This window comes from Mesorhizobium sp. 113-1-2, assembly GCF_016756475.1.
GTDB lineage: Bacteria > Pseudomonadota > Alphaproteobacteria > Rhizobiales > Rhizobiaceae > Mesorhizobium > Mesorhizobium loti_C.
The window spans coordinates 4,219,644-4,240,805 of the sequence record NZ_AP023242.1 but is presented as its reverse complement, the minus strand read 5'-3'; the positions used below and the strand labels follow the sequence as shown (position 1 = coordinate 4,240,805).

Annotated in this window: 20 protein-coding genes and 2 tRNA genes; 6 read left to right on the top strand and 16 right to left on the bottom strand. The window is 62.2% G+C overall.

Annotated features, from left to right (window positions below; genetic code table 11):
- Positions 1–184: 184 nt before the first annotated feature.
- The 9 genes from JN279_RS20560 to JN279_RS20520 form a co-directional block, all read right to left on the bottom strand.
- On the bottom strand, positions 185–1,036 hold the full coding sequence (locus tag JN279_RS20560) for a tetratricopeptide repeat protein (RefSeq protein WP_027043784.1): 852 nt from the start codon (positions 1,034–1,036) through the stop codon (positions 185–187).
- Positions 1,023–2,747 carry a dihydroxy-acid dehydratase gene (gene ilvD, locus JN279_RS20555; protein WP_202350099.1) on the bottom strand — a complete coding sequence of 575 codons (1,725 nt, stop codon included), beginning with the start codon at positions 2,745–2,747 and terminating at the stop codon, positions 1,023–1,025. The genes JN279_RS20560 and ilvD overlap by 14 nt, the downstream gene beginning before the upstream one ends.
- A 289-nt stretch (positions 2,748–3,036) precedes the next feature.
- A complete protein-coding gene (locus JN279_RS20550) occupies positions 3,037–4,278 on the bottom strand; it encodes an OmpP1/FadL family transporter (RefSeq protein ID WP_096446784.1) in 1,242 nt (413 codons plus the stop codon).
- 359 nt (positions 4,279–4,637) lie between these two features.
- On the bottom strand, positions 4,638–7,421 hold the full coding sequence (locus JN279_RS20545) for a valine--tRNA ligase (RefSeq protein WP_096446786.1): 2,784 nt from the start codon (positions 7,419–7,421) through the stop codon (positions 4,638–4,640).
- Between the two features lie 117 nt (positions 7,422–7,538).
- Positions 7,539–7,820 carry a zinc-ribbon domain-containing protein gene (locus tag JN279_RS20540; RefSeq protein ID WP_202350098.1) on the bottom strand — a complete coding sequence of 94 codons (282 nt, stop codon included), beginning with the start codon at positions 7,818–7,820 and terminating at the stop codon, positions 7,539–7,541.
- Between the two features lie 177 nt (positions 7,821–7,997).
- On the bottom strand, positions 7,998–8,894 hold the full coding sequence (locus tag JN279_RS20535; RefSeq protein WP_096446790.1) for a PopZ family protein: 897 nt from the start codon (positions 8,892–8,894) through the stop codon (positions 7,998–8,000).
- 291 nt (positions 8,895–9,185) lie between these two features.
- Positions 9,186–10,571, bottom strand: coding sequence for a TolC family outer membrane protein (locus tag JN279_RS20530; protein WP_096457404.1), 1,386 nt, complete (start codon positions 10,569–10,571; stop codon positions 9,186–9,188).
- Between the two features lie 184 nt (positions 10,572–10,755).
- On the bottom strand, positions 10,756–11,424 hold the full coding sequence (locus JN279_RS20525) for a protein-L-isoaspartate O-methyltransferase family protein (protein ID WP_096446792.1): 669 nt from the start codon (positions 11,422–11,424) through the stop codon (positions 10,756–10,758).
- 91 nt (positions 11,425–11,515) lie between these two features.
- Positions 11,516–11,589, bottom strand: a tRNA-Cys gene (locus tag JN279_RS20520).
- Between the two features lie 224 nt (positions 11,590–11,813).
- Here JN279_RS20520 and JN279_RS20515 point away from each other — a divergent pair.
- A complete protein-coding gene (locus JN279_RS20515; RefSeq protein WP_202350096.1) occupies positions 11,814–12,041 on the top strand; it encodes a hypothetical protein in 228 nt (75 codons plus the stop codon).
- 66 nt (positions 12,042–12,107) lie between these two features.
- Here JN279_RS20515 and JN279_RS20510 read toward each other — a convergent pair whose 3' ends face one another.
- Complete coding sequence (locus JN279_RS20510) at positions 12,108–12,368, bottom strand: hypothetical protein (protein ID WP_096446794.1); 261 nt, start codon at positions 12,366–12,368, stop codon at positions 12,108–12,110.
- Positions 12,369–12,602: 234 nt separating this feature from the next.
- Here JN279_RS20510 and JN279_RS20505 point away from each other — a divergent pair.
- Positions 12,603–12,677: transfer RNA gene (locus JN279_RS20505), tRNA-Asn, on the top strand.
- A gap of 164 nt (positions 12,678–12,841) precedes the next feature.
- On the opposite strand, the gene JN279_RS20500 is transcribed toward JN279_RS20505, so the two are convergent.
- Positions 12,842–13,204, bottom strand: coding sequence for a hypothetical protein (locus tag JN279_RS20500; RefSeq protein WP_096446839.1), 363 nt, complete (start codon positions 13,202–13,204; stop codon positions 12,842–12,844).
- A gap of 65 nt (positions 13,205–13,269) precedes the next feature.
- Entirely contained in the window at positions 13,270–13,437 is a 168-nt protein-coding gene (locus tag JN279_RS20495; RefSeq protein ID WP_202350095.1) for a hypothetical protein, read from the bottom strand.
- Between the two features lie 115 nt (positions 13,438–13,552).
- Here JN279_RS20495 and JN279_RS20490 point away from each other — a divergent pair, with 115 nt between their 5' ends.
- Complete coding sequence (locus JN279_RS20490) at positions 13,553–13,984, top strand: cupin domain-containing protein (protein ID WP_096457410.1); 432 nt, start codon at positions 13,553–13,555, stop codon at positions 13,982–13,984.
- A 93-nt stretch (positions 13,985–14,077) separates the two neighbouring features.
- Here JN279_RS20490 and JN279_RS20485 read toward each other — a convergent pair whose 3' ends face one another.
- A complete protein-coding gene (locus JN279_RS20485; protein WP_096457413.1) occupies positions 14,078–14,533 on the bottom strand; it encodes a carboxymuconolactone decarboxylase family protein in 456 nt (151 codons plus the stop codon).
- Positions 14,534–14,778: 245 nt separating this feature from the next.
- On the opposite strand from JN279_RS20485, the gene JN279_RS20480 reads away from it, so the two are divergent.
- From JN279_RS20480 to JN279_RS20470, 3 genes are all read left to right on the top strand, one after another.
- The gene (locus tag JN279_RS20480) at positions 14,779–15,555 is read left to right on the top strand and encodes a copper homeostasis protein CutC (RefSeq protein WP_202350094.1); all 777 of its coding nucleotides are present in this window, start codon (positions 14,779–14,781) and stop codon (positions 15,553–15,555) included.
- The gene (locus tag JN279_RS20475; protein WP_202350093.1) at positions 15,552–16,040 is read left to right on the top strand and encodes a GNAT family N-acetyltransferase; all 489 of its coding nucleotides are present in this window, start codon (positions 15,552–15,554) and stop codon (positions 16,038–16,040) included. The genes JN279_RS20480 and JN279_RS20475 overlap by 4 nt, the downstream gene beginning before the upstream one ends.
- 61 nt (positions 16,041–16,101) lie before the next feature.
- Positions 16,102–16,599 carry an SRPBCC family protein gene (locus tag JN279_RS20470; protein WP_202350092.1) on the top strand — a complete coding sequence of 166 codons (498 nt, stop codon included), beginning with the start codon at positions 16,102–16,104 and terminating at the stop codon, positions 16,597–16,599.
- Position 16,600: 1 nt separating this feature from the next.
- Here JN279_RS20470 and JN279_RS20465 read toward each other — a convergent pair whose 3' ends face one another.
- The 3 genes from JN279_RS20465 to JN279_RS20455 form a co-directional block, all read right to left on the bottom strand.
- A complete protein-coding gene (locus JN279_RS20465; protein WP_202350091.1) occupies positions 16,601–17,623 on the bottom strand; it encodes an acyltransferase family protein in 1,023 nt (340 codons plus the stop codon).
- 276 nt (positions 17,624–17,899) lie between these two features.
- Complete coding sequence (locus JN279_RS20460; RefSeq protein ID WP_202350090.1) at positions 17,900–18,697, bottom strand: FAD binding domain-containing protein; 798 nt, start codon at positions 18,695–18,697, stop codon at positions 17,900–17,902.
- Positions 18,698–18,709: 12 nt separating this feature from the next.
- A complete protein-coding gene (locus JN279_RS20455) occupies positions 18,710–21,061 on the bottom strand; it encodes a xanthine dehydrogenase family protein molybdopterin-binding subunit (protein WP_202350089.1) in 2,352 nt (783 codons plus the stop codon).
- Between the last annotated feature and the right edge of the window lie 101 nt (positions 21,062–21,162).

Here is a 21,162-nt window from a genome sequence, read left to right as displayed (position 1 = left end):
GGAGAAAGAAGCTGGCCGCAGTGCCGCGCCATCTCTTCAGCGTCGGCGATTGGCGAAACCAGCGACGAGAGCGTCCTTCGCCCCGTTTACGGGATGGCGGCAGCCAGATGAGGGGCGGCGCAGGGCTTCGAGTTTGAGTTCACCCGCTTAAACTCGCGGCTTACCGGGCAAGCAGTTATGCGCCCTACTGGTCCGTGTTGGCGGTGCCCTTGGTCAAGATGTCGTCGGCCAGTGAAATCGCCGTGCGCCGGTCGGCTTCGCCGGCGGCGGCGAAGGCCTCTTCCTGCATGCCGCGGATCCAGGGTTGGTCGGCCGGGGACGCGCGCTCGAGTGCCGCGGTCATCATCGCCAGGCCGCGAACGATCTTGCCGCTCTGGAACAAGAGATGGCCAAGCGTCGCCTGCGCGCCGGCATGGCCCTTCTCGGCGGCGAGTTGGAACCAGCGCCCGGCCTGCTTGACGCTGGCCTTTACGCCGCCCTCGCCCTTCAGGAACATCTGCCCCATCTCGAACTGGGCGTTCGGGTTGCGGTAGTTGGCGGCGGCGCGCATGTAGTATTCCTGCGCCGCCACCTCGTTCTCGGTGACCGGGCTGCCGGGAATGCCCGTGCGCAGATAATCGCCAAGCGCCACCAGCGCGTCGGAGACGTAGCTTTCCTCGGGCGAACCGGGCTCGACATCCTGGTCGACGATCTCTGAGAAGAACTTGAATGCCTCATAGTCGTCGCGCGCCACGCCGTCGCCCTCGGCATACATGCGGGCAAGCTTCCAGGTGGCGCCGATCTGGCCGTTTTCGGCGGCATATTTATAGGCTTCGGCGGCCTGTTCCTTGTGGCCGTTCTTGTAAGCGGAGAAGCCGAACTGGAACACCGCCCAGGGGCTCGACTGCGGCTTCACGCCAGTCTTGTCGTCGAACACCTTGTCGTCGAAGGCCAAAGCCTGGCCCACGGCGCCAAAGATCGCGACAGCGACCAGTGCCGGAAGGACAGATGACCTCAACAACTCTGGTGTTGACTTCAACAACTCAGATATCCGCATAGCAGTGTGTTTCTTTCGCACCGCCCGGATGGGTGACCGCGCCGTCGCGGGCAGACCCGACCGTCTGTGCGTATTTCCAAATCGCGCCCGACTGATAGTCGGTCGTGCGCGCCTTCCAAGTCTTGGCCCGCGCCGCCAGTTCGGCCTCGGACAGCGCCACGTCGATCGTGCCATTCACCGCATCGATCGAGATCACGTCGCCATCCCGGATGAGACCGATCGGGCCGCCAACCGCCGCTTCCGGCCCGACATGACCGATGCAGAAGCCACGCGTCGCGCCCGAGAAGCGGCCGTCGGTGATCAGCGCCACCTTGCCGCCCATGCCCTGGCCGTAGAGTGCCGCCGTCGTCGACAGCATCTCGCGCATGCCCGGACCGCCACGCGGTCCTTCGTAGCGAATGACGAGGACCTCGCCTTCCCTGTAGTTGCGATGCGTCACCGCCTCGAAACATTCCTCTTCCGAATCGAAGCAGCGCGCCGGGCCGGAGAATTTCAACTCCGCCATGCCCGCGACCTTCACGATCGCGCCTTCGGGGGCAAGGTTTCCCTTCAACCCCACGACACCGCCGGTTTGGGTAATTGGTCTGTCGGCCGGGCGGACCACATCCTGATGCTCATTCCAGGCAACATGCTCCATGTTTTCGGCCAAAGTACGGCCAGTGACCGTCAGGCAATCGCCATGCAGATAGCCATGGTCGAGCAGTGTCTTCATCAACAGCGGAATGCCGCCGGCCTCGAACATGTCCTTGGCGACATATTTGCCGCCTGGCTTGAGGTCGGCGATGTAGGGCGTCTTCTCGAAGATCTTGGCGACGTCGAAGAGATCGAATTTGATGCCTGCCTCATGCGCGATCGCCGGCAGATGCAGGGCGGCATTGGTCGAGCCGCCGGTGGCGGAAACCACGGTCGCCGCGTTCTCCAGCGCCTTCAGCGTGACGATGTCGCGCGGCCGGACGTTTTTCGCGATCAGTTCCATGATCTTTTCGCCCGAGGCGAAATTGAAACGGTCGCGCATTTCGTAAGGCGCCGGCGCGCCGCAGGAATAGGGCAGCGCCAGACCGATCGCCTCGGCGACGGTGGCCATGGTGTTGGCGGTGAACTGCGCGCCGCAGGAGCCGGCCGACGGACAGGCCGCCTGCTCGATCTCGAGCAGTTCGGCGTCACCGATCGTGCCTACCGAATGCTGGCCGACCGCCTCGAACACATCCTGCACGGTGATCTGGCGGCCGCGATAGCTGCCGGGCAGGATCGAACCGCCATAGATGAAGATCGACGGCACGTTGAGCCGTACCATGGCCATCATCATGCCGGGCAGCGACTTGTCGCAGCCGGCAAGGCCGACCAGTGCATCGTAGCAGTGGCCGCGCATGGTGAGTTCGACCGAATCGGCGATGACCTCACGCGACACCAGCGACGACTTCATGCCCTGGTGGCCCATGGCGATGCCGTCGGTGACGGTGATGGTGCAGAACTCGCGCGGCGTGCCGTTGGCCGCCGCGACCCCCTTCTTGACCACCTGCGCCTGGCGCATCAGCGAGATGTTGCAGGGTGCCGCTTCATTCCAGCAGGAGGCGACGCCGACCAGCGGCTGCGCGATCTCGGCTGCCGACAGGCCCATGGCATAGAGATAGGAACGGTGCGGCGCGCGCGCCGGACCGACAGTCACGTGGCGGCTAGGGAGCTTAGCCTTTGAAATGACCTTGGCGTCCATTCTCATCCTTGCCGCGGGCGGTGCGGCCTGTCCCATCGCCGAGCCTTTTGGCGCGTGTCCCGAGACCATTTCGAGGTGCGCCGGGTTTATGGCGGGAAATGGGCAATTTCCTCAGGCGGATTTGTAGCGCAGGGGTTGTTCAGAAAGTGTTGCCAAAACGTCACAATCGCACGAGACGGCACCAGTGCGGCTTATATGCAACGCGGCTTGGATACTGGGGCACAAGTGAGGTCGACTCAAACAAAAAAGGCCGGGCATTGCCCGGCCTTTTATTATAATTTTCAGCAGCTTAGAACTTGATCTTGAGGCCGCCAGAAAGCGCTGTGACCAGATCGTTACCGAAGTCGTAGCTAGCATCAGTACCAGCCACGTACCCATTTTGATCGGTCAGCGTACCAGAGTGGCCGCTGGTCATCACGCCAATCGCGCCAGCCAGACGAAGTTCGATGTTGGGGCGAGGCGTGTAAGCGACGCCGCCGCCCAACGTCCAAGTGTCAGTCTGTGAGCCGTAGCCATGCGAGGTACCGCGATCCCAGGTAAGCTGACCGGCGGCGCTCCATTGATCGTTGAACTTGTGGCCGATGCCGCCCGAAACGGTCCAGCCGTCACGGTACATCAGATCGAGGGAAGTCCACCTAACCGGCTGCGGAGAGGTCGTTGTACAAGCAGCAATCCCTCTCGAGGCCTGCGAGCAGATCGGAATGCTCTGTAAAACACTCCAGTTGACCCACTTGATTGAGCCGAAGGCAAGCCAGTCGGGAGCTATACCCGACTGAAGCTTCAATTCGACAGAATCCGGCATCGAAGCTTCACCGTAGATCGGAATAATCGGACCACCGACATGGGTCAGATCAAGGGTGCCCGAAATGTTATCCAGCCTCACTTGGGAATTGTAGACGAGGCTGGCCCGCAACGCGATCTCAGGAATTTCGTAGGCCAGCCCGGCTCGCCAGCCCCAACCGCTACTCGTCAGATCGACGCGGCCGGTACCGGAGAAATTCGGCAGAAACGGCGTCACAAGGTCTTCCTTGAAACCATAGACTTCCTGATAAAACACACCGCCAATGAAGCGAACTTGGCCCTTGCCAGCATCCATTTTATAGGAGCAGGTGCCGGCGTAGTTGTTGCTCTTGATTTCAGTTTCCATGTTGGACTGCGCGCCAACCCACTGGCCAGGGGCCGTATGCGCCCCCCAAGGCTGCGAGTAGTCGAACATGCAGTCGACCCCCTGCACGATTTGGGCCTTAACGCCGATGCGCGGCACCCAGTAGTTCTCGCTGTCGTTGGCAGTGGTCGAGCCTACAACAGTTCCGTTGAGCGGATCCGTATCCACCGCATTCTTGAGCTTGCGTTGCGGCATAACATAAGTCGATTCCGCTTCCGTCGCGAATGGCGCCGGATCGAACAGAAGATCGATATCGTAACCGCCACGCTCAATGCCGCCGGCATGAGCCGAATTCATTGCGGTCCCGATCAAAGCCAGCGAAAAGCATCCCGCCCCCAGCAGTGCTTTCAGACGCATAATGTTCATGGATGTCCTCCCCGAATAACTAGTGCATCAAGCTAGAACCAATTCGGGTTAACGCCGCAACAACGAATTCTTGGGGCGTACATGTACATGCTTGCCAAGCGCATTTTCGACAAAATACAGACAGGCACCGCAAGGCCGAAAAACGGCCCCAGGCGTGCCTATCCGGTCAGAAAATGAGGAAAACTCGCCCGAAAAGGCTCAAAAACAGCCACTTTTCAGGGGGGTTCGGCCCCATTGTTACATTATGGCAACAATGGGGCTAAAACTTCCGTTTACGTCAACATTAACGCAACGGAATGCCTGCTTTCGAGGCAAAAGGACCGTCATTTTAGAGACAGCTAAAGCCTTCGAATCTATCCTCAACCGGCGTCGCGAACCCTGGTCAGGGCCACCGAAAGCTTGTCCTGCGCGTCGCGATATTCGGCGAGCTTCTCACGCTCGGCGTCGACGATCTCGGCCGGCGCGCTGGCGACGAACCGTTCGTTGGACAGCTTCTTGTGCAGGCGCGCGATCTCCTCGGTCACCTTGGCCAGTTCCTTCTGCAGCCGCGCAGCCTCGGCCGCGAGATCGATCAGGCTGCCGAGCGGCAGGCAGATCGTCGCCTCGTTCAGCACGATCTGCGCCGAGCCCTTGGGTGCCGTGTCAGCCAACGAGATGTCGCCGACGCGCGCCAGCCGCTTGATCGCCTGGTCCTCGCGAACCAGCCGCTCACGCGTGAGATCGTTGGCGCCGACCACGACCAGCGGCGCGATCGCCGCCGGCGGCACGTTCATCTCCGAGCGCACCGAGCGGATGCCGGAGACGAGATCGACCAGCCAGTTGATGTCCGCGGCCGCATCAGCGTCCTCGAAGTCCGGCGACGGCCAGGTGGCATGGCAAAGCAGTGACTCGCGCTCCTTGCCCTCACCCGCCGTCTGTGCCCACAGCTCTTCCGTCATGAACGGCATCATCGGGTGCAGCAACTTGTAGATCTCGTCGAGCACGAAGGCGACGCAGGCGCGGCTTTCGGCCTTGGCCGCCTCGTCCGTGCCCATGAACACCGGCTTCAGCAGCTCCAGGTACCAGTCGCAGAACAGGTTCCAGACGAAGCGGTAGGCAGCACCAGCGGCCTCGTTGAAGCGGTATGAGGTGATGCCGTCCGTGATCTCCCGCGCGGCCCGCGTCAACTCAGTCAGGATCCAGCGGTTGACCGCCAGCTTGGCGTCGTTCAGCCAGAAATCGTCATTGCGCGCGACTTCGTTCATCTCGGCGAAGCGCGTCGCGTTCCACAGCTTGGTGCCGAAATTGCGGTAGCCGGCGATGCGCGCCGGGTCGAGCTTCACATCGCGTCCTTGCGCCGCCATCACCGTCAGCGTGAAGCGCAGCGCGTCGGCGCCGAACTCGTCGATCAGGTCGAGCGGGTCGATGACGTTGCCTTTCGACTTCGACATCTTCTGCCCGTTCTTGTCGCGCACCAGCGCATGCACATAGACGGTGTGGAACGGTTCCTCGTCCATGAAATGCAGGCCCATCATCATCATGCGGGCGACCCAGAAGAAGATGATGTCGAAGCCGGTCACCAGCACGTCGGTCTGGTAGTAGGTTTTCACCTCCGGCGTCTGATCCGGCCAGCCCAGCGTCGAGAATGGCCACAGCGCCGAGGAGAACCAGGTGTCGAGCACGTCCTCGTCACGGGTCAGGATCTCGCCCGGCTTGAAGTTCTCCAGCTTGTCCTCGACCCAGGCCTTCCACGGCCCTTCGAGTGCCAGATAGTACTCGATCGCCGCACCCAGCGCCTCTTCCTCGGTCTTCTCGACGAAGACGCGCCCATCCGGTCCGTACCAGGCCGGAATCTGATGGCCCCACCACAGCTGGCGCGAGATACACCAGGGCTGGATGTTCTCCATCCAGTCGAAATAGGTTTTCTCCCAGTTCTTCGGCACGAAGTTGGTGCGGCCTTCGCGCACCGAGGCGATCGCCGGCTTGGCGAGTTCGGCCGCATTGGCATACCACTGCTCGGTCAGGAACGGTTCGATCGGCACGCCGCCGCGGTCGCCATGCGGCACGGCATGGCGATGCGGCTCGATCTTGTCGAGGAAGCCGCCGGCCTCCATCAGCTCGACGATCTTCTTGCGCGCGACAAAACGGTCGAGGCCGTTGAGCTCGTCCCAGACAGCCTGGCGTTCCGGCGTCACATCGAGGCCGGCGAGGAAATCCTCATTGTCCTTCAACTTGATGGCGGCTTCGACGGTCAGGATGTTGATCGCCGGCAGCTTGTGGCGCTTGCCGACTTCAAAATCGTTGAAATCATGCGCCGGCGTGATCTTGACCGCGCCCGAACCCTTTTCGGGGTCGGAATACTCGTCCGCCACCACCGGTATCTTGCGGCCGACGATCGGCAGCACCACGTTCCTGCCGACCAGGTGCCGGTACCGTTCGTCGTCCGGATGCACCGCCACCGCCGTGTCGCCCAGCATGGTTTCGGGGCGTGTAGTCGCGACCGTGATGAAGGTTTTCGGATTTTCCGGATCGAAGGTCTCGCCTTCCACGGGATAGCGGAAGTGCCAGAGATTACCGTTGACCTCCTGCTGCTCGACCTCGAGATCGGAGATCGCGGTCAGCAGTTTCGGGTCCCAGTTCACAAGGCGGTTGTCCTTGTAGATCAGCCCTTCCTTGTAGAGGGTGACGAAGACTTCGATAACGGCCTTGGACAGCCCCTCATCCATGGTGAAGCGCTCACGCGACCAGTCGGCAGACGCGCCGAGGCGCTTCAGCTGGTTGAAGATGGCGCCGCCGGATTCGGCCTTCCACTCCCAAACCTTCTCGATGAACTGCTCGCGCGTCAGATCGCGGCGGTGGATCTGCTTTTCCATCAGCTGGCGCTCGACCACCATCTGCGTGGCGATGCCGGCATGGTCCATGCCCGGCTGCCACAGCACGTTCTTGCCGCGCATGCGCTCGAAGCGCACCAGAATGTCCTGCAGCGTGTTGTTGAGCGCGTGCCCCATATGCAGCGAGCCGGTGACGTTGGGCGGCGGGATGACGATGGTGAAGGCCTCGGCCCCCTCCTCGGCGCCTGCGCCGGCGCGAAACGCGTCGGCCTCTTCCCACACTTTGGCGATCTTCGGCTCGACGGTCTTGGCGTCGTAGGTCTTTTCAAGCATGGGAAAATGGTCCGCGCTGTCGGGATTTTTGCTGGTTCGGTGTAAATCGGAAGGTCTTGGCCAAGTCAACCGCAAGGGCCGCCTCGCTTCATGAGAAGCAAATAGGCGTGACCCTGCTTATTTCAACGGAATGCCGTGTCCGCACTCGGCGCAAAACTTCGCCCTCGGTGTCCGGTAGGGCTTTCCGCAGGACGGGCAGTCGGGGCCGTAGTCTGAGCGGCGGACATGCAGGAGCCAGAAAGTATGATGAAGTGTTACTCCGGTCCGATCGCGATAGCGATCAGCCGCCGGGTGCTTCATTTCTGTCCATTGTCCGTGCTGGGAAATGAACCTCTTGACCTGAAAATATAGCGCTGCGGGGTCGCCGACGACATCCCGAAACTCTTCATCGGTCAGCATCGGAACCATCGCCCGCAATCGGTAGCTATACGTCAACTGTCGGTTCATCGGCCAAAGGGAGCAATCGTACATGGCTTTAAAAGGGCAATCTTGTTTGCCATGATCATCGCGAGCCGACCCTACCAACAGAAACGCCGCCAAGGAGGCGGCGCTTTGTCAGAGGGACGGGCTGTGGCCCTACTGCGCGCCGCGCGCGACGCGTTCGATCTCCTCGCGCACCAGCCTTTCGACCAGCGTCGGCAGATTGTTATCCAGCCAGTCCTGCAGCATCGGCCGCAGCATCTCCTCGGCCATCTCGTCGAATGTCTTCTTGCTGCGGCTGGCGAAGGCATCCGACAGCTCGCCGAAGGCCGCTGCCACTTGGCGGCCCGTATGTTCGGACAGGATCGCCGGGCGCGCCGTGGGCGCTTCATTTGCCGCCGCACGTGCCTGAGCGGCGGCTGCCGACGCGTCGCTTGAAGAAGGCCGCTCGAACGCAGTCTCCACCGGCGGCTCCGCCATCGGTTCGCTCGTTGGCGCCTCGGGCTGGGGCGCCTCGGGCTGGGCGACCGGCCTGCGCACGCTCCTGTCCGGTATCGCTTTCGCCTGCTCTCCGACCGCCGCGATCTCGCGCCGCCAATCGGCAACGATGGTATCGCTTGTCGCGCTGGCCTGCGCCGCCTCAGCCTGTGGGACCCCAGCCTTCGGGACCATTGGCGCGTCGGTCCTGACGATAGGCACCGGTTCGGCGGCGATCCTGGCGCTGACCTCGGCAAGCGTCATCGACGGCTTGACCGGCACGGGATCGGCACGCGTCTGCGCTTCCATGCGCGCGATCACCGGCTCGGGCGAAGGCGCCTGGACTTCCGCGAGCGCGACCGGCTTTCTGACTTCGGGGGCGGCATGCAGCTCGGCACGAAACGCATCGACGTCTGCTGCCGGCGCCTCGCTCGGCGATGGCTCCAGATCCTGCCGCAACTCTTCGGCCTCGCCCGGCTGCTTGCGACCGTTGTCGCTGTCCTCGATGATCCTCCTGATGGAAGCCAGTATCTCTTCCATGGAAGGTTCGCGCTGTGCGCTGCTTGCCGTGGCCATCGTCACATCCGCCGCCCTTGTGACCCCTGTGGGTTTCCGCTCCGGCACAAGCCGGATTCGAATCATGGCGACAGCGTAACCGACGGATCGCCGCACGAGAATCCCCAATCTGGGGACATGTGGGATTTCAACAGATTAGAGCAATTCCAGGAAAAGTGTGAAACGGCTTTCCCGGGAAAAGCGCACAGCGCTTTCCCTTGGGAATTGCGTCAATACAAAGAGATTAGAGCAGGAAATCGAAGCAGGACCATTTCTCAACGAAGGTCCCGCTCCACAAGTCGCTGTCGGCGCCTAGCGGCCGTCCGGCGTGCGCACGCCGATCCACTTGTCCTTGACGGCGTTATAGTGCTCTTCGGGCTTGTACTTGGTCACCGCCAGGCCCAGCCGGTCGACCGACAGGCGACCCACCGCCGACAGGATGGCATAGCTCGCCACGACCACATCGTGTTCGGAATTGGCCTGGTTGATCTTGGCTGTGATGACGGTGGCCTGCGCGTTGAGCACGTCGAGCGTGGTGCGCTGGCCGACATTGCGCTCTTCGATAACGCCGTTCAGTGCCAGTTGCGCGGCGTCGATCACCTGCTTGTTGGCCGAGACGCTCTGCTGCGCGGCGGTGTATTGCGACCATGCGGTGGCAACGGCCTGGCGCACCTGATCACGGCTGACATCGACCTGGATGCGGGCCTCGCCCAACGATTCCTTGTTCTGCCGCACGAGCGCCGAGGTTCGGCCGCCGGAATAGATCGGAACGGTCAGCGTGGCGCCGATGTTGGCCGAGGTCGAATTGCCGTTGGTACCCGTCGAGTTGGGGATGGCATCGCGGTAGTTTTCCGAAATGCCGGCGGACGCCGACAGCTGCGGCAACAGCGCGCCCTCAGACGATTTCACAGAGAACGCGGCCGCGTCGACGAGATGCTGGGTGGAGAGAATGGCCGGATGTTCGGCCGAACCAATGGCAATCGCCGCCTCGAGGCTCGACGGCAACAGCTTCGCCAGTGGCGCAGCCGGCTTGAGCTTGCCCGGCTCGTCGCCAACGACCTGGTGATAGGTTGCAGCGCTGGCCAATGCCTGAGCGCGGGCGGCGCTGAGCGATGCGACCGCCGAGGCGCGCGACGCATCGGCCTGCGCAACGTCGGTGCGCGTGCCCTCACCAACCTCGAAACGCGAGCGCGCGGCGCGCGCCTGCTCGGTCAGGAACTGCAGGTTCTGTTCGGTCAGCACGGCAATCTGCCGGTCGCGGATCACGTCCATATAGGCGCTGGCCGCATTGAACAGCGTGTTCTCTTCGGTGTTGCGCAGGCTCTCCACCGACGCCTTAACCTGGGCTTCCGCGGCCGCCACATTGTTCCTGGTCTGAAAACCATCGAACAGGCTCTGATTGATGACGATGCCGTAACTGCCACTCGTCAGCTTCGAGTTACCGCCGCCATTTGCTTGCCGCGTGTTTGTGTAGTCGATGTTGGCCGATCCCGTAATGGTCGGGCGCCAGCCAGACTTGGCAATGGCCACACCTTCGTCGGTGACGCGCACACCGGCGCGGGACGAATTGAGCGTGGAATTGTACTGATAGGCCTTGGCGAGCGCGCCGGTGATGGTCTCCGCCGAGGCGGTCAGGGGCGACAGCGCGGTCGCGGAAACGAGGATGGCGGCAAAAAGGGTCTTGGATACAGACGGCACGGGTATATCCCTCATTCGTTTTTCCATGGGAACCGCGCCGCGCCGGCTTCTCGTTAAAGGAGCCGGAGTGGCGTGTCTTTATGTTCCCTGTCGCTCGGTCCCAAAGTGCCCCCAGTCTGAGATCAGCAACGATTGTTCAAGTCCAAGCGACCATGACAAAGCCTTTGCTGCAAGCACAAATCATTCAGAATTCAAAGGCATGCTCACGTTCGAAGCCGGGTAGTGGCTTAATTGCCGCATTAAATGCCCGTCTCCCGGTTACAACCCCCCCAGCCTTAAAAAAAAGTCGCGCCACGCCGGAATTGCCCTGCCCTTCGACCGCCACGAGTCGGCCGCCTTCGGCGAGCTGATCGAGCAGCGGCGCCGGCACGTTCTCGACACTGCCGCCGACGAAGATGACGTCATAGGGGGCCTTGGCCGCATGACCTTGCGCCAGTGCGCCCTGGACCACGGTCACATTGCCGCAGCCAAGGCCGGAAAGGGTCGACGCCGCGGTTTGCGCCAGGGCCGAATCGCTTTCGAGCGCCACGACCGATCTCGCCAGCCGCGACAATATGGCCGAGGCATAGCCGCTGCCGCAGCCGACATCGAGTGCTGAATCGGTTGGGCTGATCTCAGCCAGCTGCATCAGCTTGGCCAATGGCGATGCTTCCATGAGATAACGCGCGCCATGGGTGCCGTCGGCAATGCGTACGTCTGCGTCGATATAGGCAAGATCGCGCTGACGGTCGCCGACGAAAACCTCGCGCGGCACGGAAAGCAAGGCCTCCAGCAGCGGGGCGCTGGTCACATCGGTGGTGCGAACCTGACCATCGACCATCTTGATGCGAAGCTCGGAGAAATCAGCGCTCATGTCCCAACCAATCTGCCTGCCGCGCCAGAACCGCGGCTCATTTCGACTGGAACTTCAGGCTCCGGCGCTTGCGCGCGGGAGCCTGGGGCATTGGAGGCCTCGCCCGGAATCGAACCGGGGTGCAAGGATTTGCAGTCCTCTGCGTAACCACTCCGCCACGAGGCCTCGTTGCTCCCGGCGTTCCACCCGGTTCCAATAGGTTGCGGCGAAAATGGCGTCAAGCGGCCACCACGCATTCCACGCGGTTTCCTCTGCAAGAATCCAACCCTCCACATCGAGCGTCGCAGCCATATTGGCCACAACACATATTAGCAGAGCGTTAAGTATAGCAGGACACCATAAGAAACTCCACGCCCCGGCAACCGTTGAGAAACGTGGAGGAGTGCGCCATGCGGCCGGCAGGCACAAGCAATGGAACGAACGCGTGGGAAGGCTTGTCGCGATCGGGATGCGAGGCGCTGCTGCGCCATGCCATCGACTGTCTGGCGATAGACGGTACCGCCAGGCTTTCGCCGCGCGACCGTGCGCGCCTTGCCTCGGCTGCCGCCGTTCTCAAGGAAATCCGCGAGGATCTGGAGAGAAGTGCGGGCCGAAAAGCGGATACGCAAAAATCCTAAACCCGAACAAGGGCATAACGGAACGGAAGGACGGCGCGGTCAGCGATCCGGCTTGGCGCCTGTCACTCAATTTGGTCGCCGCCGCCGCTCCCACCAAACAACGAAGCGGCGCCGGTGGCGCCGCACCATGGCGAATTCATAGGAAAGCACCAGCAATCCGATCGGAACCATCCAGAAGCCGAGAATCGGCAGGAAGCCGAGAATGCCGCCGATGGTCAAAAGAATGCCGATAGTGATTCTGAGGCCGCGCGATTGCGGCATCGTGAACTCGCGCCCGAAAATCGAGAGCTTTCGTGCCGGTACCCGGTTTTCGTCTGCTGCCGTCATCGCCAATGGCTGCCTGTATGATCGCTTGTCTCGTGGCTCGAAAATGCCTGTTTATGAAAGCCGCGACCGCCATTTCGGTTCCGCGCCCGTCGCCAAGACGGCTAATATGTGAACGGAGCCGACCGATTGCGAGAAACGCCTGAGCGAAAAAGTCTCGGAAAAAAGCGAAATGCTTCTTTGCAAAGCCGAAAGGTGTTTGCTATAGGCTGCGCCACTTGCTCAAAGAGCCTCCGTTCCCCGGTAGCTCAGTGGTAGAGCAACCGGCTGTTAACCGGTTGGTCGCTGGTTCGAATCCGGCCCGGGGAGCCAACATTTCCAAACGCTTCGCAACATGATGGGCCTGCGGCCCGTTTGCCCGAACGGCCAACCGCTTCTGGCAGCCTGCAGGTCGTATTGGAACCATTTCTCGGTGGCGCCCTTCCGGCGCCGTTCAGGATTTGGGCGCACGTGCGGTACCATCCGGTGGAGCGCCCTTACGCGATACCGACAATGCTTTGCGCATGGTCATGGAGTTGTTGGGCAGCTCGCCGGTATTCGATCGCGTCACCGCTGCAAACAACCAGGAACTGCGCCGCGAACTCGTGCGTATTTGCAGCCGGGATGGCGAGCATGGCCTTCACGATCTCCGACATGTCTTGATAAACGCGTTTCAGATCGCGGTCGGAAATGTTCAGGGAGATCGAATTCATCAGTGCCTCCCAGCGCCGAAAACCCGCCAGAACGGGACTTTCGTTCGAGTTTGCGGCAAGAATCTTTTCCGCTGCAGCGGCTCCCATCGGCGCAAAGGAGACCGTCGTGCCCACCACCGTACGTCTGGTCATTGCATCAAACATCATGTCCGAGTTCCTACGACTGAGGGCAATTCTGTAGGACTGGCGATCCGGTAGCGCATTGTCTTGCGTCAAATTTCGGCAACGTCGAAAGCCGGCATTGCCTCCGGACTATGACGGATAAGCCGACCGAACTCGGTCGCTCGCTGGTCGAAAACCATCGAACGCTCGCCGCCTGGCCGCGCGATCGCCGCCATGAAGGTGATCCGAACCTGCTCGAAGCGGAGCAGGTGGAGCATGAAGCAGGACTTCGGCCGGTGGATCGATGGAGCCATTCATCGCAATGTCGCGCGCCGCTGCCGCTTGCGCGCGAATGTCCGCCGCGCGATAGATGCGTCGGCTCAGGGAGGAATCATGCGCAAAATCCTGGTATCGGCGCTGCTGGCCGCGGTTGTACTTCATGCAGACTGCGCCCTGGCACTCGACAGCAGCAGCACGCCTGTCGTCGTCACGCCGCTGGCATCGCGCACGACCACCGCTTCCGGCCAGCCGATCACGCTGCCGCAGAAGAACGTGCAGGTGCTGGTGTCGACCTTTGACATCGCGGTGGGCGCGACCCTGCCGGTGCACCGGCACCCCTTCCCGCGCTACGCCTATGTCGAGGCCGGAACGCTGAAAGTCACCAATGTCGAGACCGGCAACAGCAACATCTACAAGACAGGCGATTTCATCATCGAAATGATCGGGCAGTGGCATCAGGCCACCAATATCGGCGATGGCCCGGTCAAGCTCCTGGTCATCGATCAGGTCGAAGAGGGCGCCAAAAATACGGAATTACGGCAGTAGCCAATTGGGCGACGCTCGCGCCCAGGAGGCGGGAGGCCGTGTGCCGCCCCCGCCTTCCCATTTGTTCGCGAACAACCACCCTGCCCCATGCGCTCAACCCCAGGCGCCGACCATCTGTCGTGTCGTCGCGTTCAGCCGGTTGAAGGCGTTGATCAGGGCGATCTGGACGACGAGAGCGGCAAGCGCCTTTTCGTCATAGTGCCGGGCGGCTTCGTCCCAGACATCGTCCGGCACGGCGTCGGGGCGGTCTGCGAGCCTCGTGCCGGCCTCGGCCAACGCCAAGGCCGCCCGCTCGGCATCGGTGAAGTATGGCGTCTCGCGCCATGCCGCCAGCGCAAAGATGCGCTCGTCCTTCTCCCCGGCCTTCTTCAGTTCGCGCGCATGCATGTCGACGCAGAGACTGCAGGCATTGATCTGGCTGGCGCGCAGATGGATGAGCTTGCGCGTCACATAAGGCACATCAGCCGCCTCCGTCGACTTGTCCAGCGCCAGCAGCGCCTGCAGGGCGCCTGGGATGAGCATCACCGGGTTCTTGATTCTCGCTTGCATGGTCTTTTCTCCTTTTGAGGCGTGTTTAGCCGAGCCCGGATGCAGCGCATCCAGGTTTGTTTCGACGAAATTTTCGGCTGCCGCCGCGATATTAACGGTCAATCAATAACCCAGCAGCTATGAGTTTATTCATAACTATATGGTTATAAGACTGTCAAGCCGGGAAATGTCGTCTGGTCCAAATGGCGGTGCGCCGTTCACGCTTTCGCGCCAGCCGCCCCGGTGCTAGGGCTTTGCGCAACATCATGGAACTGGATCGCCTCTTGACCGCACTAACCCGCCCGCCGCTGATCGAAATCTGTGTCGAAGGCATCGATGGCCTGCTCGCCGCGCAAGCCGCCGGCGCTGACCGGGTCGAACTCTGCGCCAGCCTTGTCGAAGGCGGCATCACGCCGAGCCTCGGCACGGTGCGCGCAGCGCTGGACCAGGCGACCGTGCCGTTTCACGTCATGGTGCGGCCGCGCGGCGGTGATTTTCTCTACAGCGAGACCGAATACCGCTCGATGCTCGCCGACGTCGCGGCGCTGCGCGATATCGGCGTGCCCGGCGTGGTGTTCGGCTGCCTGAGCGCCGACGGCACCATCGACGAAAAGCGCATGGGGGAACTGACGCAGGCCGCCGGATCCCTGAATGTCACCTGCCACCGCGCCTTCGACATGACGCGCGATCCGGCCGAGGCGCTGGAAGCGCTGATCCGTTGCAAGGTCGGCCGCGTGCTGACCAGCGGCCAGCGCGACACCGCGGTCGAAGGCCTGCAGTTGCTGGCGGATCTGGTGAAGCAGGCCGGCGACCGCATCATCATCCTCGGTTGCGGCGGGCTCGATCTCGCCAACATCGCTCAGGTGCGCCAAAAGACCGGGCTGGCCGAAATGCATTTCGCGGCGCTGAAGGACGTGCCGAGCGCCATGCGCTACCGTAATCCCAAGGTGGGCATGGGCGGTTCCGATTTCGACCGCGAGTACCGCAACACTTTGACCGACACACCGCTGGTGGCGGCAACGATCACGGCAGCCAAGGCATGACCTGTCCGATAGACCGCATAGTGCAGAGCGACGAAGCGGACATACTGGCGCTCAACAACGAGCATGCAGCGGAACTGTCCTGGCTCGAAGCCGACCGGCTGTCTTTCTTGCTTGGCGAAGCATTCTACGCGCGCCGCATCGGCGATCTCGAAGCCTTCATCATGACCTTCGACCAGGAGGCCAACTACGACAGCCCGAATTTCCTCTGGTTTTGCGAACGCTACGAACGCTTTATCTATGTCGACCGCGTTGTCGTGGCGGCTCACGCAAGGGGTCGTGGCCATGCGCGCCGGCTCTATCAGGACCTGTTCGAGCATGCCGAACGCGCCGGCCACACGCTGGTCACCTGCGAGGTCAACGCCGATCCGCCCAACCCCGCCTCGGACGCCTTCCACGCCGCACTGGGCTTCACTGAGGTCGGCGACGCGGTGATCCACGGCGGCAAGAAAGCGGTGCGTTATTACGTCAAGCAGATCGTCGGTTGATTGCTGGTCACATAAAGAAGACGCCTCTAATATAAGCGTTCCGCCAAATGGAGGAACCGCGATGCCAAGCAACGTCTTCCGCTTCGACGAAAGCTGGGACATTCCCGAGGGCACGCCTCGACAAGTGTGGGATGTGCTCTCCGATGCCGAATTGCTGCCGCTGTGGTGGGGTGATGTCTACAAGGAAGTGGTGCCGATCGACGGCAAGGGCAAGCGATCGGTCGGCTCACGGGCAAGGGCACGGGCGCGCGGCGCCCTGCCCTATGAACTGAACTTCATCATCGAGGCCGCCGAACTCGAGCCTGGCCGGCTGGTCGTGGTGAAAACCTTTGGCGACTTCGACGGGCTGTGGCGGGCCGAACTGTCGCCGTCGGGCACCGGCACCCGCGTCCAGCTGACCTGGCAGGTCACGGTCGAGCGGCCGATCCTCAAATTCCTCGCACCGCTGCTGCGGCCGGCCTTCGCCTGGAACCATCGCTGGACAACGCCGCGCGGCGAAGCCGGCCTACGTCGTTATCTCAGGCTCGCAACAACAGTGTCTCGGCGCGATGAGGCATGAATCACCAGTTGCGGTTCAACCATTCACGCGCCGGCCGCTCAATGAGGTAGTAGCTGCAGAGCGCGCAGGCAAACACCGCGGCCAGCATCGGCCATGGGTTGCTGCCTTGCTCGTAGACGAATTTGTAGAAAGGCTGCTGCCACAGATAGAGCGAGTATGACCACAGACCCAACGTCGCCATTGGCCAGGACGACAGCAAACTGGAAAAAATCGGCGTGCTGAAATCGAGCGCATTGACGGCGAGCGCCAGCAGCGGCACCGCCAGGAGATAGTGGATCGGCGTCGGCACCGGGTCGATGAACAGCAGAACCGCGCCAGCCGCTGCTGCCAGGGCGACATAGGGCCCCTTCAACACCGCCGTCAGCCGGCCTTCGGCCTTGAGCAGGCAGATCGAGGCCGACAGCAGGATCGAGGCGATGTGCACGTCGGTGCGCCAGTAAGTGGCCTCGTAGTCCAGCTTGAAGACCCAGTACGAAATCGCGCCATTGGCCATGGCAAGCAAGGCCAGCACCAGCAGCAGCGGGATGACACGGTTGCGGCTGGAGACGAGCGCGCTGATCAACGCCAGGATGATGTAGGCATGCTCCTCGACGCAGAGCGACCAGATATGGTCCAGCGCCCCGGCGCGGGTGACGAGAATTCCGGCGTAGTTGTAGGTGAATGTCAGTGCCGTCAGTGCCGCCTTCCATTTGAAGGCGATGAACGTGCCGGAGAGCGCGACCATGGCAATGATGACGAACACCAGAAGCGCCGGATAGATGCGCGAGAAGCGGCGTTTGAAAAACTTCTTCAGCGGGTAGCGTTCGATGAACAGGATTTCGGCCATCAGCCGGCCGCTGAGCACGAAGAAGAATTCAACGCCGAGCACGCCGAGATTGATTCCGGGAACCGGGAAAAAATGGCCGATCAGCACCAGGGCGATCGACAGGCCGCGCCAACCATCGAGATAGGCCAGTCTTGTCCGGGCCGATCTGTCGACGACGGATTGTGACGGAACCATCTGGGTCGCGGAAATTTCGGACATGCCGATCCCTTCGCATTGGCATGCGAAGGGGCACGGCGGTACCTATCCGAACCCGGCTCGCATTCCCGCCCCAGCCCATACTGCAGTGCAATATAAGTTTGTGCAAGTGCGAGATTGCCGCCGATGCAGTTTCCCGGCGAGCACGGACAGGAATTGCTTCGAGCAAAGGGATGGCGTGCTACGCTGATTCTATAGGGAACTGGGCGGCTACAGGCGGCCACGGACGAAAAAGGGGCCGCGAGAGCCCCTTTCCTTATCCACAACCGCCAACGCGCGTCACGCGTTGGCTGCCGCTACCGCGCGCTTGGCCATGACCGCGATCAGATTGGCGCGGTAGTCGGCGGAAGCGTGGATGTCGCTCATCAGGTTCTTCGCCGGCACTTTCACGCCATTGAGCGAGGCAGCGTCGAAACTCTTGGCAAGTGCCGCCTCGATCTCCTTCGAACGGAAGACACCGTCATCGCCGGCGCCGGTGACAGCAACGCTGACGCCGTCCTTGCCCTTGGCCACGAACACGCCGACGATCGCGTAGCGCGAGGCCGGGTTGCGGAATTTTTCGTAGGCCGCCTTTGCCGGCGCGGTGAAGGTAACCGCCGTGACGATCTCGCCGTCCTTCAGAGCCGTTTCAAAGAGGCCCTTGAAGAACTTGTCGGCTGATATCTCGCGCTTGTTGGTGACGATGGTGGCGCCCAGCGCCAGAAGCGCCGCGGGATAGTCCGCCGCCGGATCGTTGTTGGCGATCGAGCCGCCGATCGTGCCCTTGTGGCGCACCGCCGGATCACCGATCAGCGACGCCAGATGGGCAAGCGCCGGGCAGGCCTTCCGCAGCTTCTCATCGTTGGAGACGTCGAAATGGGTGGTGGCGGCGCCGATGGTGACCGTCTTTCCCGACACCTTGATGCCCTGCATTTCCTTGATGCGCGACAGATCGACGAGATCGGAAGGGGCCGCAAGCCTCGTCTTCATGGCGGGGATGAGCGTCATGCCGCCGGAGAGCAGCTTGGCGTCGCCGCTCTTCACGAGTTTGGCGGCGTCAGCGACCGAGGCGGCACGGTGATAATTGACCGAGTACATGGTTGTTCCTCCTCAGTGCTTCGTCGCGGCGCGGATCGCGGCCCAAACGGTGGCCGGCGAAGCCGGCATGGCGATGTCGGCGATGCCGATGGCGTCGGTGATGGCGTTGATGACGGCCGGCGGCGAACCGATGGCGCCGGCCTCGCCGCAGCCCTTGATCCCCAACGGATTGCCCGGACATGGCGTGTTCGAAGTCGAGACCTTGAACGACGGCAGGTCGCCCGCCCGCGGCATGGTGTAATCCATGTAGCTCGCCGTCAAAAGCTGCCCGCCGGCGTCGTAATGGGCGCCCTCCAGCAGCGCCTGGCCGATCCCTTGTGCGATGCCGCCATGCACCTGGCCCTCGACGATCATCGGATTGATGATGTTGCCGAAATCGTCGGCCGCCACGAACTGGACGATCTCGGTCGTGCCGGTCTCCGGATCGATCTCGACCTCGCAGATGTAGCAGCCCGCCGGGAAGGTGAAGTTCGACGGATCGTAGAAGGCCGTTTCCTTCAGCCCGGGTTCCATCCCTGCCGGCAGATTGTGGGCGGTATAGGCGGCAAGCGCCACCTGGAACCACGGCACGTTCTTGTCGGTACCGGCGACCTTCAGCGCGCCGTTCTCGATGACGATGTCGCCCTCGTCGGCCTCGAGCAGGTGGGCGGCGATCTTCTTGGCCTTGGCCTCGACCTTGTCGAGCGCCTTTGATATCGCCGACATGCCGACCGCGCCCGAGCGCGAACCATAAGTGCCCATGCCCATCTGCACCTTGTCGGTGTCGCCATGGACGATCGAAACCGAATCGATCGGCACGCCGAACCGCTGGTTGACCAGTTGCGCGAAGGTCGTCTCGTGACCCTGGCCATGGCTGTGCGAGCCGGTCAGCACCTCGATCGTGCCGACGGCATTGACCCGCACCTCGGCCGATTCCCAGAGGCCGACGCCGGCGCCGAGCGAGCCGACCGCCGCCGACGGCGCAATGCCGCAGGCCTCGATGTAACAGCTCATGCCGATGCCGCGCAGCAATCCCTTCTTGGCCGCCGCCGCCTTGCGCTTGGCAAAGCCGGCATAGTCCGAAGCGTTCATCGCCGCGTCGAGCGAGGCGCCGTAGTCGCCGGCGTCATAATTCATGATCACCGGCGTCTGGTGCGGGAAGGAGGTGATGAAGTTCTTGCGCCGCAATTCGGCTGGCGAAACACCGAGCTCGCGCGCCGCCGCTTCCATCGTGCGTTCCAGGAGATAGGTGGCTTCCGGCCGACCTGCCCCGCGATAGGCATCGACAGGGGCCGTGTTGGTGTAGACGGTGCGCACATTGGCGTGGATGGCCGCAATGTCATACTGGCCCGACAAAAGCGTCGCATAGAGATAGGTCGGCACGCAGGACGAGAACAGCGACATGTAGGCGCCGAGATTGGCGATCGTGTCGACCTTCAGCCCGGTGATCCTGTTGTCCTTGTCGAAGGCCATTTCCACCGTCGAGACATGATCGCGGCCATGCGCGTCGGAGAGAAAACTTTCGGTGCGGTCGGCGACCCATTTGACCGGCACACCGGTTTTCTTGGAGGCCCACAGGCAGACGATCTCTTCCGGGTAGATGTAGATCTTGGAGCCGAAGCCGCCGCCGACATCGGGCGCGATCACGCGCAATTTGTTTTCCGGAGCGACATTGTAGAAGGCGCTCATCACCAGCCGCGCGACATGCGGGTTCTGCGATGTCGTCCAGCAGGTGTAGTGGTCCTCGGCCTTGTCGTAATGGCCGAGCGCCGCGCGCGGCTCCATGGCGTTCGGCACCAGCCGGTTGTTGACGATCTTCATGCGGGTGACATGCGCCGCCGCCTTGATCGCCGCGTCGGTCGCCTTGGCATCGCCGATCTCCCAGTCGAAGATCAGATTGTTCTCGGCCTCGGGATGGATCTGCGGGGCGCCCTTTTCGAGCGCCTTGGTCGCGTCGACGACAGCCTTCAATTCCTTGTAGGTGATCTCGACCGCCTCGGCCGCGTCGCGCGCCTGGCCCTTGGTTTCGGCCACGACGATGACGACGGCGTCACCGACATAACGCACCTTGTCGAAGGCCAGCGGCGACCATGCGCCCATCTTCATCGGCGAACCGTCCTTGGAATGGATCATCCAGCCGCAGATGAGGTTGCCGATGCCGTCCGCCTTGAGCTCCTTGCCGGTCAGCACGCCGATGACGCCGGGCATGGCTTGAGCCTTCTTGACGTCGATCTTCTTGATCTGCGCATGCGCGTGCGGGCTGCGCACAAAGGCCGCATGCTTCATGCCGGGCACCACCATGTCGTCGACATAGCGGCCCGCGCCGGTGATGAACCTCTTGTCTTCCTTGCGCGCGACCCGAGCGCCAACACCTTCAATGCCCATAAGAAATTCCTCCCGAGATTGTAGGGGAGTAGGTGAGTAGGGCAGTACAGCAGGGAAAATTGGTTCCGGTTCCCTACTGCCTTACTGCCTTACTGCCCTAC